The sequence below is a fragment of the Mycobacterium sp. Panama NTM2 genome (genome assembly GCF_054355555.1).
In genome coordinates this window covers 48160-62229 of sequence record NZ_JBTHXC010000002.1, presented here as the reverse complement: position 1 = coordinate 62229, position 14070 = coordinate 48160, and the positions used below count along the sequence as shown (strand labels likewise).

Here is a 14070-nt window from a genome sequence, read left to right as displayed (position 1 = left end):
CAGATCAGCAGAGTCTCCTGCCTAGACCCCGCCGCTGGCGGAGCGCTCGTCACATGTCAGTTCACCGCGACGGTCGACTCTCCCGGCGGGACGTCCACCTATTTTCACGACTTCAAATGCCCAGCCACTCTCGACCTCGCAGGCAAGGTCACGCACGTGGAATGCCCGACCGACAGTGCGTGGATGTTCTCGGAGACCACTGCTGTACCCGCAGTATGAACCGTGCTTGGAATCCCCCCGGCTTTAGCCGTGGGGAGGACCCCTGGGAAATCTGAAAGGCGGAACGCGTTGCCGGACAAACAGGCTTGGCTAGATGAACGCGCGGCGGTCCTGATTGCCCGCATCAGTGATCGTGGCATGGTGCTCTCCCACGAGGCGGCCTGCACGCTCCTTGCTGAGCGCCACGCCACCGTGGCCAGCCAGCTAGGTATCAGCGAACGGTCCGCACAGCCTCTACTCGATCACGCCGCCCTCGATGCTCTCGCCGACGAAATCGTCGCCTCATTCACCGATGAGGAACCGGGCGAGAATCTCTTCGCCCTTGCCCGGACGGTGCACATCAGCGTGTCGGTGTTCGGACGCTTGATCAGCGGCCTGGCCGAGACGTTGCTGTTCTACCAGAGCACGACGGCAACCACCGCCGCAGAACGAGCCGCGCGCCAACGCGAGACGGCGCAACTGCTGTCCATCGCAGGCATGATTCAAGCCGAGCACACCCAAGGTCCCATCGCCGCTCCCCCGGCGCTGCTTGCCCGCATAGCGCGGACGTTGACCACCGCAGCCGATCTGACCGACAACGACGCATTAACCCAGGCGCTGCGCCGCGATGCCACCCGAGCACGGACCGCGGCCACCGCGGCACGTCCCTCGCATTGAGTAGCGCTTTAAGTACAGAGCCCGGCAGTTCCTGCCGTTGCCTTTTGTTGAGCGAATGTGAGTGTGCTCGTTCATTAGGCAGCCTCGCCTTGCGGTGAGGCGGTCCCCGTCTGGTCCACCGGGTGGTGGTGCGGGGTTGACGTTTCATCGCCCGCTGCGTCGCCCGCTGGTGCGGGTTCGGTCTCACGCGTGGCTCCACGTCCTGCCACCGGGCCACTCCCGGCGGGACTCTGTTCACCCTGATGTGTGGGTACGCCGAGTCGGGCGAGGTTGGTCGCGGCACCCAGATCGCGATCGATCCGCATACCGCAGTCGTCACATTCGAAGACTCGATCGGCCAGGGTGAGGTTTGACTTTCGCCTCCCACAGGCCGTGCACGTCTTCGATGACGGGTAGAACCGATCGGCCTCCACTAGATGGCTGCCGTACCAACGTGTCTTGTATCCGAGCATGCGCCGGATCTCGGCCAGGGCGGCATCAGCCAAGGCGCGGTTGAGCCCGCGCTTGCGAGCCCCGCCCTTGGCGCGCATGCCCGCGGCGTTCAGAGTTTCGACCACCACCACCTGGTGCTGCTGAGCCAGTGCAGTGGTGGCCTTGTGCAGGACATCGCGACGCACGGCCGCGGCGTGGACGTGTGTGCGGCCGATCCGGGCCTGGGTGCGCCGCCACCGCTTCGACGGCACCTGCTTGGTCTTGGTCGCCGGATCGTAGGGGCCGTGCTGGCGGGCGGCGCGGCGCTGCAGCGCCCGCAACCGGCCCTGCGCAGCGGTCAGCGACTTCGGCGCAGCAACGCGATCGATCTCGGTCCCCCCGGGGGTCGCCACGACGAGCAGGCTGTCGGCTTTCACCCCGACATCGACACCCACAATCGGATGGATTGACCGCCGCGCGTGCGCGGGCCGGGCCTTGACCGCGACGATGACCTGCAGAGCGCAGTACCAGCGTCCGGCACTGTCTTGGCGCACGGTGGCCGACAAGATCCGCGCCGTCCCGGCCTCTATCCGGCGGGCCAGTTTGCGCGTCGATTCATGGCTGCGGACCGCGCCGAGTCGCGGCAACGTGATGTGGCGACGATCGGCCTCGCACCGGATGACACCGGTGGTGAACCGCACCGAGCGCGGGGCGCGGGCCGTTTTGAACCGCGGAAAACCGGCTGCGCGGCCGGCCCGCTCACCTTTTCGGGACTTCGACCACGCGTCCAGACCGTGGGCCAACCCATCCAGGCCGGTGTTGTAGGCCTCCTTGGAGTTCTCGGCCCACCATGGCGCGCACGACGGTTTGCGCTGATTCCACACCTTGCGCAAGGCCGGCAACGACCACCCCAACACCGAGGTCAACCGATCCTCAGGGACGCCGTAGCTGCGTTCGGCGACCCGCTGATCCATCACTGCCTTCACCAACGCCAACATGTGATTGTGGGCAAACCGCGCAGCACCAGCATGAGAAGCCAACGCCCGCAACTGTGTCGGTGTCGGATCCAGTGCGTACCGGTAGGCCTGCGCGGTCCAACCCTCGGGTATCTCGAACTTAGCCACCACCAACCACCCCGACAGGCTCAGTCTGTTTGGTGGCCGTCACCGCCCGCATCGCACGGTTGCGCGCCCCCCGGCGTCCGTACAGGCGCGCGCACATTGAGGTCAGCACCTCAATCATGTCGCGCACCAAATCATCGACGGTCTCGCCTTGGTCGGCGACGATGATCGTGCGGCCCTGCGCAGACAACGCGGCTTCGAGATACTCAACCCCGAAGCGCGCGAGCCGATCACGGTGTTCCACGACCACCACTGAAGCAGACGGGTCTGACAGGATCCTACGCAACTTGGGCCGCTTGCCGTTCAGACCGGACCCGACCTCGGTCACGACCTCACCGACCACATACCCGTGCGACGTAGCCCAATCAGTCAGCCGTGCAACCTGGCGGTCCAGATCGGCCCGCTGATCATGCGACGACACCCGCGCATACACCACAGTCCGGCCAGCCACCCGGCTGGCCGGAGCATCGACCCAGATCGTCCCCGACTCCAACCGGCGAGCAGGCACCGGCATCCGACCCTCACGAAACCACCGATACGCCGTCTGCGGATGCACACCACTCGCACGCGCCCACTCAGCCAACTTCACACACTCACTAAAACACACATTCGATCACGAATACTCACATTCTCACGAACAGTTCAGTACCCCTAAACTTCGCGATCAAACGACACCGAATCTCATTCCTGCACGTAAACCTGCGGCGGCGAGTCTTCTGCGTTGAAGCCAGGCCACCACCGCTACTTCCACGTTGCCCCCCCGTAGTTCCTGGTTCCTGGTACCTGGCTCAAAGGTGCGAATCGCTGGCTGCCCATGTTTCGTTTCGTTACGTTCCGTTTCGTCTTTCGTTATGTGCTATTCGGTGACGAAAGTGATAAGATGGCGGTATGACTGATGCGAACGCAGCCGCGGCGACGGCCGTTGACCGCTGTCACTACCCCGGTTGCTCTCGTCCTCGCCGCCCAGACCCGGCCACTGGCCGTCCTTCTCGCTACTGCGAGCGGGCCGACGACAGTGGCGGGCCGGTTCACAACCGCGCGAACGCATGGAAGGCACGCCGCACGCAGGCCCCTTCGGGCGAAGCGCGACACACTGAAACCGAGCAAGCCGATGCACCGGTCTCGATGGCGCGGGCGACCCTTGAACAACGTCTTGCCGAGTTCCCTCAGAGGGTGTCTGAGATCCGCCAATATCTCGATGACGTGCTGGTCGGGATTCGCGCGGCCGGCGATGTCGAAGCCGCCGGGGCCGAGGTCGAGGACGCCCACCGTGACGCCCTTGCCAAAGTCACCGAAGCCGAGCGCCGTGCCACCACTGCCGAGCGCACCGCGCGGGCCGCCGACGAGCGAGCAGCGCAGGCACACCAGGAACGCGAGGAAGCCGACGCGCTCGCCGAAGACGCTCTCACCGAGGTTGAGCGACTCCGCAACGCTACCGAGGCTGAAATGGCCGAACTGCGCTCGCAGACCGACTCAGCTGTCGCAGCGGCAGAAGCCAGCCTTGCCGATGCTCGCGCTCGGTTCGGCGAGCAACTCGCAGAACGGGACCGCCACGTCGAGACCGCCCGCGAGGCAGCCAAAGCCGCACAAATCGAGGCCAGCGCAGCCCAAGCAGCACTGGCCGCGGCGAATGAATCGGCCGAGCGTGAACGGCAGACCGCGGCGCAGTTGCGCGGCCAACTCGACCAAGCTCGAACGGATTCCGAGGAAAAGCAGTCCACCCTGCGCAGCCAGATCGACACTGCGCGCGAGGAAGTCCGCGCGGCCACGGCAGACGCTGCGGCGCTACGCGTCGAACTCGCTACAGCTCAGGCACGCGCCGAGTCGGCAGAACGAGCCGCAGACACCGAGCGCGCCACAGTGTCCACCCTTACCGCCGAACTTGATCGTGTCCGCGTCGAGCAACGATCCGAACGTGAACGCTTGCAGACTGCCCACGCTGAGCAGCTCGCACTCGTACAGCGCAGCGCAGATGACAGAGTGCAAGCCCTCACCGACGCGCTCACCCTCGCGCGGCAAGCGACCGGAACCGCCAGCAGCGATGGCCCCGCCAGCCCCGAGAAGAAGGCACCCCGGGAACGTCCTGCGAGCAAGAAGACGCCCGCCCCGCAGGCCCCGCGCGAGTAGCTACCGGCACTGCTCCCCTGCCGAAGGAAGGCGCGTGAGAAACAGCACATGATCCCGAATCAGCTGCCCAGCGTGTGGCTCGGTGAGGCCCGTGCGAACCTGCATGCCTCGGTGAGGGCAATGGCTCAACCGCGACTGCGGATCGTCCACGCCCGTAGGGCCTGGACTTTCGCCATGTACGTCATGGTGAATGAGGCCGACGATGCCCAACCCTCTGAACTCGACGCTGCCACCGTCTTTGCCGACGAAGCTGTCGGCCACATCACCGCCGCGCACGCCGAACTCGACGGCCCACATCCCTCAGGCGTGCGCAACTAACCCTCTTCTCCTCGGCCCCGAGAACGCCGGCGAGCTGCGGCAAGTGCGCGGTCGCGGACCCATGCCGATACGGCCTGTCCGTCGGCTTCGGCTGCGGAGTCGATGATTTCGCGCTCTTCCTCGGTGAACCGGACCGGCACGGCAGCGCTTCGGCGTTGCCCCGCCTTCAAAGGCGGTCTTCCGGGAGACGGCATACGTCGATGATAATCGACTACACAATCCCTATCCGCCGACTTCATTAATCGACTACACTAAAAGCCATGAACGCAGCCGACCAAGACGACCGTGCCGTGGGTCGACTCACCGTGACTGACCTCGCCGGTGTGGTCTATTCGTCGGGCAGAGTGTTCGACGGACTGTCCACCGGCCGGCTGGACACTGAGAACTTCCTGCGGACCGGCAGCCTTGACGGCGTGGCATCGCGCGCTGACCTGGCACTCCTGGAAGATCTACGCGATGCGGCCCAGTTCGTCATCGACCACGCCGCGCATCGAATCGACGCCGGATTCGTGCAGGCCATTAACGCCACCCTCACCCGCAGCGCAGCCCTGCATCCAGGACGGTTACGAACCCAGGAACAGGCCATCGGTGTCACTACGTCCTACGGTCGCCACGCCCCCGACGCGCTCACCGAAGATCAGCTCCAAGTCTTGCTGGACAACGCGACCCGCAGCCCCGACGCCGAAGAAAACGCACTGGACTTGTTCGTGAACCTCGCTAAAGCGCAGCCGTTCGAGGACGGTAACAAACGCACGGCCGTGTTTGTCGCCAACAGCCTGCTCATCGGCGCCGATGCCGGTGTCTTGCTCACGATCCCGGTCGATGACAACGACCCAGGTGTAGCGAGAGCATTCAACGACCTCCTGGCCAGGGCCTACCTCTACAACGAACACGAGGCAGTGAAAACACTGCTACGCCGCGGTGGGCTCACCCAGATCAGCAGGTAACCCCGCACAACGGTTCCTGCGCCATGCCTGGTACCGACACCGCGACTCAATACCCAACGGATACAAGGAGACAGAGTGACATGGGAGCTGACGGAGCTACGTCACTGTGGACGTTCGAAATTGAAGGTCCAGGATACCCAGGCGGGTACTACACCCCGGCCGAGGAATGGGTGAAAGCCGAGTCCGCCGCCCGGTGGCTCGCGCTGGCACTTCACGACTTTGGCGCCATTGCAGGTGACCGCGAGAATGAAACCAAGCAACGCGCGCGTGAGTTTGCACCGCTGATCGAGCAGGTGACGACTACGCATTCATGGGTTGAGGGCGGCCACACGATAACGGTAATCAGAATGGATTCCTCAGCAAGCGACCCCAGCCGCATGGGAACGATGGCAGTCCGTCGGCGGATTCGTCAACGACAACGAGATCTGGCCAGCTCGGGAGGCGGCCCCGACGACACCGCTACCGTTCATCCGTAACACCTCGCAGCAGAGCAGAAGGGACAAAGTCACATGGACAATCAGAGCAGCAAACAACCGCACGTCGCCGGTGAAGTATTCGAGGCGCGGTCGCCTGTGGGTGCCGAGGCGGTGCGGGCGGCGTTGGCGGGTTCGTCGGTGTCTGAGTCGTATCAGAAGGCTGGGGTTACGTTGCCTCCTGCGGGGACTCCGGTGACGGAGCCGATCCCGCCGACGAAGTTGCAGGCCGGTGATGTCGGTATGTGGAAGGACCACCAGGTGATGGCCTTGGGCAACGGCAAGGTGCTGGTCTCAGGTCAGGAACAGCCGTTGGAGAGCGTCAGCTCAGGGCCTGACTTCCTGGGCTGGTTCGACCCCACCGCAACACAGAGGGGTGCCGACAATGGCTAGCAATCCGGTCACGCGTGGGCTGGATCAAGCGGAACGCTGGACGCAGCGTTGGATGTTTACCCGCATCGGAACGCTATTTCTCCTCGCGATGTGCACGGCATGGGCGATAGCGTTTGTAGGCACGCACAAGGGCGCCTGGAGCCCAGTGGTCATGATCGCTGCGACCGTTACCATGGTCGCATTTTTGTGGCTGTGCTCCTTGCGGCGCATCTGGCGCTCCATGCGCTGGAAGCCCGAGGCCCACGAACATCGATCGTAGGCCCGACCGTGCGGCCAGTTCCCTCAAAGGCGTCCTATGCCTAGATTCCATGTCGGGCAATCTCATCCGGCACGATAGCCAGGTTCCCGCATGTCCCAACCCATAGTCGAAGACTCGACGCGACCGCTGGGCGAGCTCATTGAGGACTTCGACGTGATCGCTGACCAATTGATTCCCTACAGTCAGCTTCCACCACGCCTGGCCGCATACGCCAAGATGTATCCAACGTGGCGTGATATCGGTGCTCACACCGTCAAACACCTTGCTGCGCAACCGGCCATCGGGGCCAGTGCTCTCGACGCGATCGTCGGCGCTGCCCGCCGCGCGATTCGCAGCGCAACAGCCGGCCACCCCGATACCGCCCCTGGTGCGGCGGCCAAGCTGCTTGACCAACTTGACCCCGAGACCCGCACCATCGTCGCTACCCGCGTCACTCCACTCGATCCACAGTCGACCGGGCAGGTGGCAGCGATGCTGGGCTGCGCCAAAGCCAGCGTCTCCCGACGGACTCGGCGGGCCGAACGCAAACTCACCGGACTCCTTGAGCACGCCGAACACGAACCCCTGCACCGCCACGCGCAGCTGCTCGCCCAGCGACTTGGCCCCTATGTGCCCGCCCACCTGGCCACCAAGGAACTTGGCCAGTCAGACCAGTCACTTGCGTCCGACACCACAGCGCTGCTGCTGTACGTCGCCGGACCGTACCGCCGCCATCGCCAATGGCTGGAGAACACCGGACTTTGCGGCCGTGAAACCATTGATCGCGTTGCCGCGCAAGCCCTTACAACAGGTGCAGGCGCGCTGCGGACTACCGAACTGACCGCCATCTTGCAGGCCGCGGGGATGCACCCTGACGCGATCGACGCCTACCTCGATGAGACCTACCTCCACACCACCATCGCTGGCCGACGCATCACCCACACCGCAGAGACCACGGCCAAGATGGCGGCGGCGGTACTGCACGCACACCAACGGCCACTCACCGTCGATGAGCTCCGCGCTGATATCGGCATTCCCGCCTCGCCCGGCTCGGTGACAACCGTGCTCTCGGCCCACAAGGAATTCGCGCGGGCCAGCCGCACCACCTGGGCGCTGCGCGCATGGGAGCTACCCCAGTACACCAGCATCAACGAAGCCATCGCGAGATACATCGATGACCATGGCGGGCACGTCCCCACCACCGAGCTACTCAATGACCTCCAGGCCGCATACCCCGACATCAGCGCACGATCCCTGCGCACCTACCTCGCCACACCCCGATACATCACCCGAGACGGCTACAGCCGCCGCCGCACCGCCGACGACCCTGCCCCATCCAGCAGACCCCTCAACCAGGCCCGGGGCGTGTACCGCACCAACACTCAAGTCATCCGGCTTGCACTACCGGTCACCACCGATCTACAACGGGGGTCTGGCCGCGGTATTGCCGTGTCCGTCGCGCGGGCCGCGCACATCACTCTCGGCGGGCACCAGACTTTCACCAATCCACGCCATAGCCCGATCACCGTCACCTGGGTTACCAACGCGAGCAACAACGCACGCATCGGCTCGCTCCGCACCCACGCCCACGAGCTGAACGCCACGCTCGGGGACACACTGATCATCACCTTCAACACTCACCGCCGCACATACTCGATTGCCACACTCGATCCGACAGCACCGGCCACCGAACAGATCGCTCAACTCACCGGGCGCGATCCCCGAGACCCCAACGCTGCCATGTCCGCCGCACTGGATAACCCGCAAGCAAGCCCTGAGCACATCCTTCGCCGACGCGGCGACGGCGACGTTGCCGATCTACTCAAGCGGGCATGCGCGGAAGCCAGCACTGCCGCGCACCGAACCGAGCACTCATGACACCAACTTCCGACGACGCGCCCACTGGTCCCCTTCCCGAACTCAGCCAGTTCTTCACCTGGTCTGCTGCCGACGACCCACACCCGTACCCGCCGCCGGCCACTGACCTCGGCGTGAGCGCTGCCGCCCACGGCACATCCGTCAGCGCCCAGGACTCACATCTGGGCGCGAGCTTCGACCACACGATCGCTATCACCCCGAACCGACGCCAACCGCGTATGCAACGACCTCTGGTTATCCTGTGGTCGATCTTTGCCGTTGTTGCGACCATCGCGGTCGTGCTGTGGGTGATCCTTCTATGGCCATCACCAGCACCGCCGCAGACCACCAGCGCCCCGGACACCGCCACCGACACCACGACGGTCGCTGTGGAACTCCTGCGCCGCAACCTGCCACCTGGATATCGACCATCCGACTGCACTCCCACCGTGGAGCCCGCGCCAACCCTGGCTGGCCTGCGCTGCGGACCACACCCCGCCATCGCCGAGGCCACCACCGCGCACTACACGCTCTATGACGCCACGACAGACCTCGATGCCGCGTTCGCCGAAGTCACCTCCTCCACCACCGCGAAGGTTTGCCCAGGTGGCTACCAGTCCCCGGGCGCGTGGCGTCGTAACGCCAGCCCCGAACGTGTCGCCGGAACCCTGCTGTGTGGCACCAACCCTGCCGGTCAACCCATGGTCGCCTGGACCACCGCATCGACACTCGTGCTGGCGACGATCCACGCCGACACACCGCAAACACCCACTCTGGAACAGCTTTATACCTGGTGGTCAAGCCACTCCTGACCAGGCGCGGGATCACCCACTCAGACCCGAGGTGGCACCTGCGTCGCGTCGTCCAACAGTCCGCAGCCCAGGTAACCGACCTGCGCGGCGTTGAAAACCCCCGACTCGCCCAGAACGGGGTCGAGGACCGCCCCAGCGTGCACTGCAAGGTTCTGAATCCCGGCCTGTAGAACCTGATTACTCGCCGCTGGAGTCACCACCAGTGCGCTCACGCGCAACGAAGTACCATCCTCGGACAAGAGGGCATCACTGATATGGCGCCGCTCCGTGGAGTCATCCAGCCGGCACCACACCTCAGCCGTTACCCGGCAGAACCAAAACCGACCCGGCATATCTGAGCGCAACCGTCCGGCCACCGACAGCTCCAGCGGCAGGCGTGCAGCAATATCCGTATGGGGAAATCCCCGCAGACTATGAAGCACCAGGGCCACGCACCGAGCATACCTCCTGCAACCGTCACCGGGCTGGAGTCGGCCGCAAACGAATCAGCCCCCGAACCCGTTCTCTTGCTGCGTCATTCGACATGATGTCGCGAAACCGTTCACACAGCCCGTATTTATCGACTACACTAATTGTTATGAGTTCATTGGATATGACAGTCCTGCAATTGATTTCACACGATCAAGCCGACGACTGGGCCGGTTCCCGGCTCACGTCAAGTCAGCTCGAACGCCTTTCCGCGGCCATCCCGCATTCATCGATACCCGATGCCATAGCAACGATCATCGACGGATTCGACATCAGCGACGACGACGCTGCGTGCCGCGACCCGTTCGATGAAGGCTGTCGCGAATCCCTTGACGACGGGCAGGGCTGGGCCGGGTGCTGCGGCGGGTGCGCAGACCGCATGGAGGGGTTGCACGCCGGAAGCGAGTGGGGTGATGACTGCCAGCCATCCGAAGACCACCGCGGGTGCATCACGTGTCGCTGAAAAGCCCGCGCTCAACGAGATACCGCCCGCCGCGACAACAGTACTAGGAGACACCATGATTGACCGCTCTGCCTATCCATTGGAATCCGTCGTCAGAAACGGTCACCATGCCCTCATGACCGCCCGATCTGCCTCCGGCCGCGCACTTGCTGCACTCCTGGGCGCGGCCGCGATAGTGCTCGCTGGATGTCACAGCCCTTCATCGTGGACGGCGCACACTGCCACTACCGCCACTTATCCGCCGATGCCGGCCACGGATGTGATCGACGGTCCGTTTCCTGTGGTACGCGTTATCGACGGCGATACGATCGTGGTCGAAATCGACGGTACGCCAACGACTATCCGCATGATCGGCGTCGACACACCCGAACTCCTTGACCCGCGAAAGCCGGTTCAGTGTTTCTCGCGTGAGGCATCCGAGTACACCAAGTCCCTGCTCACTGGCCAGTCGGTCTACCTGGAATACGACCCCACCCAAGACCGTATCGACCGCTACGGGCGCGGCCTGGCGTATGTCTGGACGACCGCCGAGCGACTTGTCAATCTCGACCTCATCGCCGAGGGCTACGCCAACGAATACACGTACAGGACACCCCACCGCTACCAGGCGGAACTTCGAGCGGCCGAAAGCGCCGCTGCCGATGAATCCCGTGGACTGTGGTCACCTGAGACCTGCCCAGCGTGATCATCACCAAACGCCGCGCACCAACCCAACATGGGTGGTTATACACCGCCACTAGCGGTAGGCTATAGCCAACAAATATGGAATGGAGGCTTTTGATGTGTATCGACCAGCCAGCATCCGCCGCGACATGACGTATACCTCCGAACCCGAATGGCATCTGCCTCCGTGGACCGACGACGAAGTCGCGAACATCAACGACTACCAGCGGTCTGGAGAGATGCACCCGCTCACCTGCGGATGCGACCCGGCCATCTCCGCATCGAACACCGAACCCCACCAAGATGATTGGGACTTCTGATGCGTGTACAACTGGGTGATTGGTGGACCCGAGACGAAGCTGGAAAGACAACAGCCCAAGTAAGGGAAGGCCGTGGCTCACGCACGCACTCTGGTAGCCTTTCGCCCTCCACCGCGCGTATGCTGTCGGCAAGAAGTCGCGGCGTCATCACCGCGAGTGAAAGGACCACAGCCGATGTCTCCTACCCAGGCCAGCACCACCGCCGAGGAACGCAAACGCGCCGGCGTGGTCGCACGTGAACTGCAAGCTCAAGCCGACCGCGCGCTCCTGGCGCGCATCATGCCCGTGGTCGGCCGCAACATCGCACAGCGGCGAGAGACACTCGGTCTGTCCCAGCGCGCCCTCAGTGAGCAGGCCAGCGTTGATCGCATTTTCCTGCGCGGCGTGGAAGCCGGCGAACGCACTCCCACCGTGGTGTTTCTGGCCAAGATCGCACCGGCCCTGCAGACCACCGTGGCTGCATTAACCAGGGGCATCGAGCAAGCGATGGCCATGCCGTCCCAGGACTCTTGACTTCGCCCCAGCGCGGTCGCGGTCCCCGAACGAAACGGTAGTAACAACATGGACCCGTTCGACTCCCCGCCAGACCGCAGCGCTCAGGTACCCGCCAGCTCTCCCCCCTACGTGGCGGCCGTGCGGCCCTTCCACGCGGTCAGCGCCGACGACAACCACCCCGTTGCCCGAGTGCGCCTCACCAACGGCCTGACCTACCTCAGCTGGCACCACGTCCGCCACGATGACCTGGCCGCCGTCACCCACCGGCCAGTGACCTACTGGCTTCACATCGACCACCACGCCCGTGGCGTTGTAGCCCGCATCCGCGAACTGACCGCCACTGGAGCGCTGCCCCAGGTCGTGTGCTTCACCGAACTGCGCCACCACATCGACCCCAACAGCGGATGGACCCCGGCTATCGCCGCCCTCTCACCCGAGGATTGGACCGCCGTGCAGCACCGCGTCACCGACATCCTGCGCAGCGGCTAGCTCGCTAGGTCGGAAGCGGGCGCAGTGTCCTCTCTGGTGCCTATCGGACCCAACCCATCAGTCCGCCCCGCATTCATGGCAGCAGGCATACCCACAGTCGTCCATCCACGCGCAACCGGGGACATGTCCGCACGCGTAGCAGGGCTTGTGCCAGGTGCTCTCGTCGGTTGGGTCGCATGTCGCGTTCGCGCAGCGGCTGCACATGTTGAGCGCGCCTGTCCCCTGCTGCGCTTCGCACGCCGAGCAGGGCGCACCAACACTCATGGGCTGATTCACCTCAGGAAGGTCCAATTTCAGTGGCTCACTGGTTGACATACGAGGCGACACCTTTCTAGGGAGTGGTGGTCATAGCCTACCATCGATGGTATGTTATAGCCAACCGCTATGTGCGGTCACCAGGTCCCCCTCCCACGCGAAAGGCGCTATCTCCCATGGACACATACCCGTCCGCTGACTCCCCGATCGACTACACCCTCAGTGACGAGCACCCCGACTCGCCTATCGACTACGCCTTAACCCCGGCAGGCCTACGGGCAGCGATCCGCCCCGCAGTCGGACACCACCGGCTGTTCTGACCCCGACCGAACTGGAGAATCTACAATGACTGTCATGAGCCAGCTCCAGCGCCGACCGGTGTCCTACACACCCGAGGAAGCGTCGTCTCTGGCGATCGCGGCCGCCGGCCTCGCGGGCTTCCCCGACAGCGACTCGGTTCGTGAACTCCTGGCCCGTATGGACAGTGGCGAACTTGACGAGGAGCAGGCTGCCGCAGAGGTGGTCGCGCGCTTCACCCAGCCGGGATTCTGTGAGAGGTGACGTCCTACGACACGTGGGATAGTTACTTCTGGCCTGATGCACCAGGTGTACTCAAAAACAAATTCGGCATCAAGAACTACCCCGACCTAGCGGTTGCCGAAGCACACGCTGTAGCGCCTCGCATGCGCGGAATTATCCTCGATGACCCGTCCACGCTTCCCGCGACCGTCGACCTCGATTACTACCGACGCGTGCACCATCGCCTCTTCCAAGACGTCTACCCGTGGGCCGGCACCACCCGCGTCGTTCCAGAAAATGCGATGGCAAAGCAGTGGCGCGATGTCGTCAACTTTGCACCCGACGACCGGTCCGCCCCGTGGATCACCTATCGGTACCCAGCGGGACGCCTCGTAGAGGAACAAGCCACAGCTGTATTTGCCCGACTCCAGCAGGCGTTGAGCGACCCGGCAAACCTTGCCCCGCAATCATTTATCCCGACGATCGCCCAGCATTGGGGCCAGCTGGATCAGGTCCACCCCTTTCGCGAGGGCAACACCCGCAGCCAGACCATGCTGATGGCCACCGTATGCCGCAAGTACGGCTACGCACTCGATGGCGTGCAACTTCTTGCACGGCGTGAAGAGTTCATCGGCGCCCGCTACCACGGGCACAGCACCGGACACTACGGCCGCCTCACTGCCCTGCTGCTGGACACCGTAGAACCACGCACTACAGAACAGGTCACTGACCAAGAACGCCAGTGGGCGCAGTCGCTCATCCCGCAGAGCCGCGGTCTGAGCCTCTAACTCTGGGGCGGTCTCCTGAGATGGAACGCGACCCACT

19 protein-coding genes are annotated in these 14070 nt (G+C 64.2%); 15 read left to right on the top strand and 4 right to left on the bottom strand.

What is annotated here, in order from left to right; translation table 11 throughout:
• Positions 1 to 288: 288 nt before the first annotated feature.
• Complete coding sequence (locus ACXYX3_RS26930) at positions 289 to 876, top strand: hypothetical protein (protein ID WP_083129148.1); 588 nt, start codon at positions 289 to 291, stop codon at positions 874 to 876.
• A 74-nt stretch (positions 877 to 950) separates the two neighbouring features.
• Here the strand turns inward: ACXYX3_RS26930 and tnpB are convergent, their stop codons facing one another.
• Both tnpB and ACXYX3_RS26920 read right to left on the bottom strand, forming a co-directional pair.
• The gene (gene tnpB, locus ACXYX3_RS26925) at positions 951 to 2411 is read right to left on the bottom strand and encodes an IS607 family element RNA-guided endonuclease TnpB (RefSeq protein WP_458612308.1); all 1461 of its coding nucleotides are present in this window, start codon (positions 2409 to 2411) and stop codon (positions 951 to 953) included.
• Positions 2404 to 2997 carry an IS607 family transposase gene (locus ACXYX3_RS26920; RefSeq protein WP_083129149.1) on the bottom strand — a complete coding sequence of 198 codons (594 nt, stop codon included), beginning with the start codon at positions 2995 to 2997 and terminating at the stop codon, positions 2404 to 2406. The genes tnpB and ACXYX3_RS26920 overlap by 8 nt, the downstream gene beginning before the upstream one ends.
• Positions 2998 to 3296: 299 nt before the next feature.
• Between ACXYX3_RS26920 and ACXYX3_RS26915 the strand changes: the two genes are divergently transcribed.
• Both ACXYX3_RS26915 and ACXYX3_RS26910 read left to right on the top strand, forming a co-directional pair.
• Positions 3297 to 4535 carry a coiled-coil domain-containing protein gene (locus ACXYX3_RS26915; protein WP_176749604.1) on the top strand — a complete coding sequence of 413 codons (1239 nt, stop codon included), beginning with the start codon at positions 3297 to 3299 and terminating at the stop codon, positions 4533 to 4535.
• A gap of 48 nt (positions 4536 to 4583) precedes the next feature.
• On the top strand, positions 4584 to 4853 hold the full coding sequence (locus ACXYX3_RS26910) for a hypothetical protein (protein WP_083129150.1): 270 nt from the start codon (positions 4584 to 4586) through the stop codon (positions 4851 to 4853).
• On the opposite strand, the gene ACXYX3_RS26905 is transcribed toward ACXYX3_RS26910, so the two are convergent.
• Positions 4850 to 5047, bottom strand: a complete 198-nt coding sequence (locus tag ACXYX3_RS26905) for a plasmid mobilization protein (RefSeq protein ID WP_159229547.1) — start codon at positions 5045 to 5047, stop codon at positions 4850 to 4852. The genes ACXYX3_RS26910 and ACXYX3_RS26905 overlap by 4 nt on opposite strands.
• A 111-nt stretch (positions 5048 to 5158) precedes the next feature.
• Between ACXYX3_RS26905 and ACXYX3_RS26900 the strand changes: the two genes are divergently transcribed.
• The 5 genes from ACXYX3_RS26900 to ACXYX3_RS26880 all read left to right on the top strand — a co-directional run bounded on the left by ACXYX3_RS26900 (position 5159) and on the right by ACXYX3_RS26880 (position 9573).
• Positions 5159 to 5800, top strand: a complete 642-nt coding sequence (locus ACXYX3_RS26900; RefSeq protein WP_458612307.1) for a Fic family protein — start codon at positions 5159 to 5161, stop codon at positions 5798 to 5800.
• Positions 5801 to 5880: 80 nt separating this feature from the next.
• A complete protein-coding gene (locus ACXYX3_RS26895) occupies positions 5881 to 6276 on the top strand; it encodes a hypothetical protein (RefSeq protein WP_133056253.1) in 396 nt (131 codons plus the stop codon).
• Positions 6277 to 6309: 33 nt separating this feature from the next.
• Positions 6310 to 6666 (top strand): hypothetical protein, encoded by a 357-nt coding sequence (locus ACXYX3_RS26890; protein WP_068920347.1) that lies wholly within the window; start codon positions 6310 to 6312, stop codon positions 6664 to 6666.
• 412 nt (positions 6667 to 7078) lie between these two features.
• The gene (locus ACXYX3_RS26885; RefSeq protein ID WP_458612306.1) at positions 7079 to 8782 is read left to right on the top strand and encodes an RNA polymerase sigma factor sigma-70 region 4 domain-containing protein; all 1704 of its coding nucleotides are present in this window, start codon (positions 7079 to 7081) and stop codon (positions 8780 to 8782) included.
• Entirely contained in the window at positions 8779 to 9573 is a 795-nt protein-coding gene (locus ACXYX3_RS26880) for a hypothetical protein (protein WP_165799860.1), read from the top strand. Before ACXYX3_RS26885 ends, ACXYX3_RS26880 begins: the two co-directional genes overlap by 4 nt.
• A gap of 20 nt (positions 9574 to 9593) precedes the next feature.
• On the opposite strand, the gene ACXYX3_RS26875 is transcribed toward ACXYX3_RS26880, so the two are convergent.
• Positions 9594 to 10004 carry a hypothetical protein gene (locus tag ACXYX3_RS26875; protein ID WP_176749603.1) on the bottom strand — a complete coding sequence of 137 codons (411 nt, stop codon included), beginning with the start codon at positions 10002 to 10004 and terminating at the stop codon, positions 9594 to 9596.
• Between the two features lie 450 nt (positions 10005 to 10454).
• Between ACXYX3_RS26875 and ACXYX3_RS26870 the strand changes: the two genes are divergently transcribed.
• The 7 genes from ACXYX3_RS26870 (at position 10455) to ACXYX3_RS26840 (ending at position 14033) form a co-directional block, all read left to right on the top strand.
• The gene (locus tag ACXYX3_RS26870; protein WP_234809912.1) at positions 10455 to 11189 is read left to right on the top strand and encodes a thermonuclease family protein; all 735 of its coding nucleotides are present in this window, start codon (positions 10455 to 10457) and stop codon (positions 11187 to 11189) included.
• A gap of 127 nt (positions 11190 to 11316) precedes the next feature.
• Complete coding sequence (locus ACXYX3_RS26865) at positions 11317 to 11487, top strand: hypothetical protein (RefSeq protein ID WP_165799862.1); 171 nt, start codon at positions 11317 to 11319, stop codon at positions 11485 to 11487.
• Positions 11488 to 11661: 174 nt separating this feature from the next.
• Entirely contained in the window at positions 11662 to 12000 is a 339-nt protein-coding gene (locus ACXYX3_RS26860; RefSeq protein WP_083129153.1) for a helix-turn-helix domain-containing protein, read from the top strand.
• Positions 12001 to 12048: 48 nt separating this feature from the next.
• The gene (locus ACXYX3_RS26855; protein WP_070354488.1) at positions 12049 to 12471 is read left to right on the top strand and encodes a hypothetical protein; all 423 of its coding nucleotides are present in this window, start codon (positions 12049 to 12051) and stop codon (positions 12469 to 12471) included.
• 431 nt (positions 12472 to 12902) lie between these two features.
• Positions 12903 to 13046 (top strand): hypothetical protein, encoded by a 144-nt coding sequence (locus ACXYX3_RS26850; protein WP_458612305.1) that lies wholly within the window; start codon positions 12903 to 12905, stop codon positions 13044 to 13046.
• Positions 13047 to 13080: 34 nt separating this feature from the next.
• Positions 13081 to 13287 (top strand): hypothetical protein, encoded by a 207-nt coding sequence (locus ACXYX3_RS26845; protein WP_125939772.1) that lies wholly within the window; start codon positions 13081 to 13083, stop codon positions 13285 to 13287.
• Positions 13284 to 14033, top strand: coding sequence for a Fic/DOC family protein (locus tag ACXYX3_RS26840; RefSeq protein ID WP_068920339.1), 750 nt, complete (start codon positions 13284 to 13286; stop codon positions 14031 to 14033). Before ACXYX3_RS26845 ends, ACXYX3_RS26840 begins: the two co-directional genes overlap by 4 nt.
• Positions 14034 to 14070: the final 37 nt, after the last annotated feature.

Bases quoted from the DNA above. Each gene is read 5' to 3' on its own strand.
- ACXYX3_RS26915 (WP_176749604.1), top strand. From the start codon at position 3,297: ATGACTGATGCGAACGCAGCCGCGGCGACGGCCGTTGACCGCTGTCAC.
- ACXYX3_RS26910 (WP_083129150.1), top strand. From the start codon at position 4,584: ATGATCCCGAATCAGCTGCCCAGCGTGTGGCTCGGTGAGGCCCGTGCG.
- ACXYX3_RS26905 (WP_159229547.1), bottom strand. From the start codon at position 5,047: ATGCCGTCTCCCGGAAGACCGCCTTTGAAGGCGGGGCAACGCCGAAGC.
- ACXYX3_RS26895 (WP_133056253.1), top strand. From the start codon at position 5,881: ATGGGAGCTGACGGAGCTACGTCACTGTGGACGTTCGAAATTGAAGGT.
- ACXYX3_RS26890 (WP_068920347.1), top strand. From the start codon at position 6,310: ATGGACAATCAGAGCAGCAAACAACCGCACGTCGCCGGTGAAGTATTC.
- ACXYX3_RS26880 (WP_165799860.1), top strand. From the start codon at position 8,779: ATGACACCAACTTCCGACGACGCGCCCACTGGTCCCCTTCCCGAACTC.
- ACXYX3_RS26870 (WP_234809912.1), top strand. From the start codon at position 10,455: ATGACTGCCAGCCATCCGAAGACCACCGCGGGTGCATCACGTGTCGCT.
- ACXYX3_RS26865 (WP_165799862.1), top strand. From the start codon at position 11,317: ATGACGTATACCTCCGAACCCGAATGGCATCTGCCTCCGTGGACCGAC.
- ACXYX3_RS26860 (WP_083129153.1), top strand. From the start codon at position 11,662: ATGTCTCCTACCCAGGCCAGCACCACCGCCGAGGAACGCAAACGCGCC.
- ACXYX3_RS26855 (WP_070354488.1), top strand. From the start codon at position 12,049: ATGGACCCGTTCGACTCCCCGCCAGACCGCAGCGCTCAGGTACCCGCC.
- ACXYX3_RS26850 (WP_458612305.1), top strand. From the start codon at position 12,903: ATGGACACATACCCGTCCGCTGACTCCCCGATCGACTACACCCTCAGT.
- ACXYX3_RS26845 (WP_125939772.1), top strand. From the start codon at position 13,081: ATGAGCCAGCTCCAGCGCCGACCGGTGTCCTACACACCCGAGGAAGCG.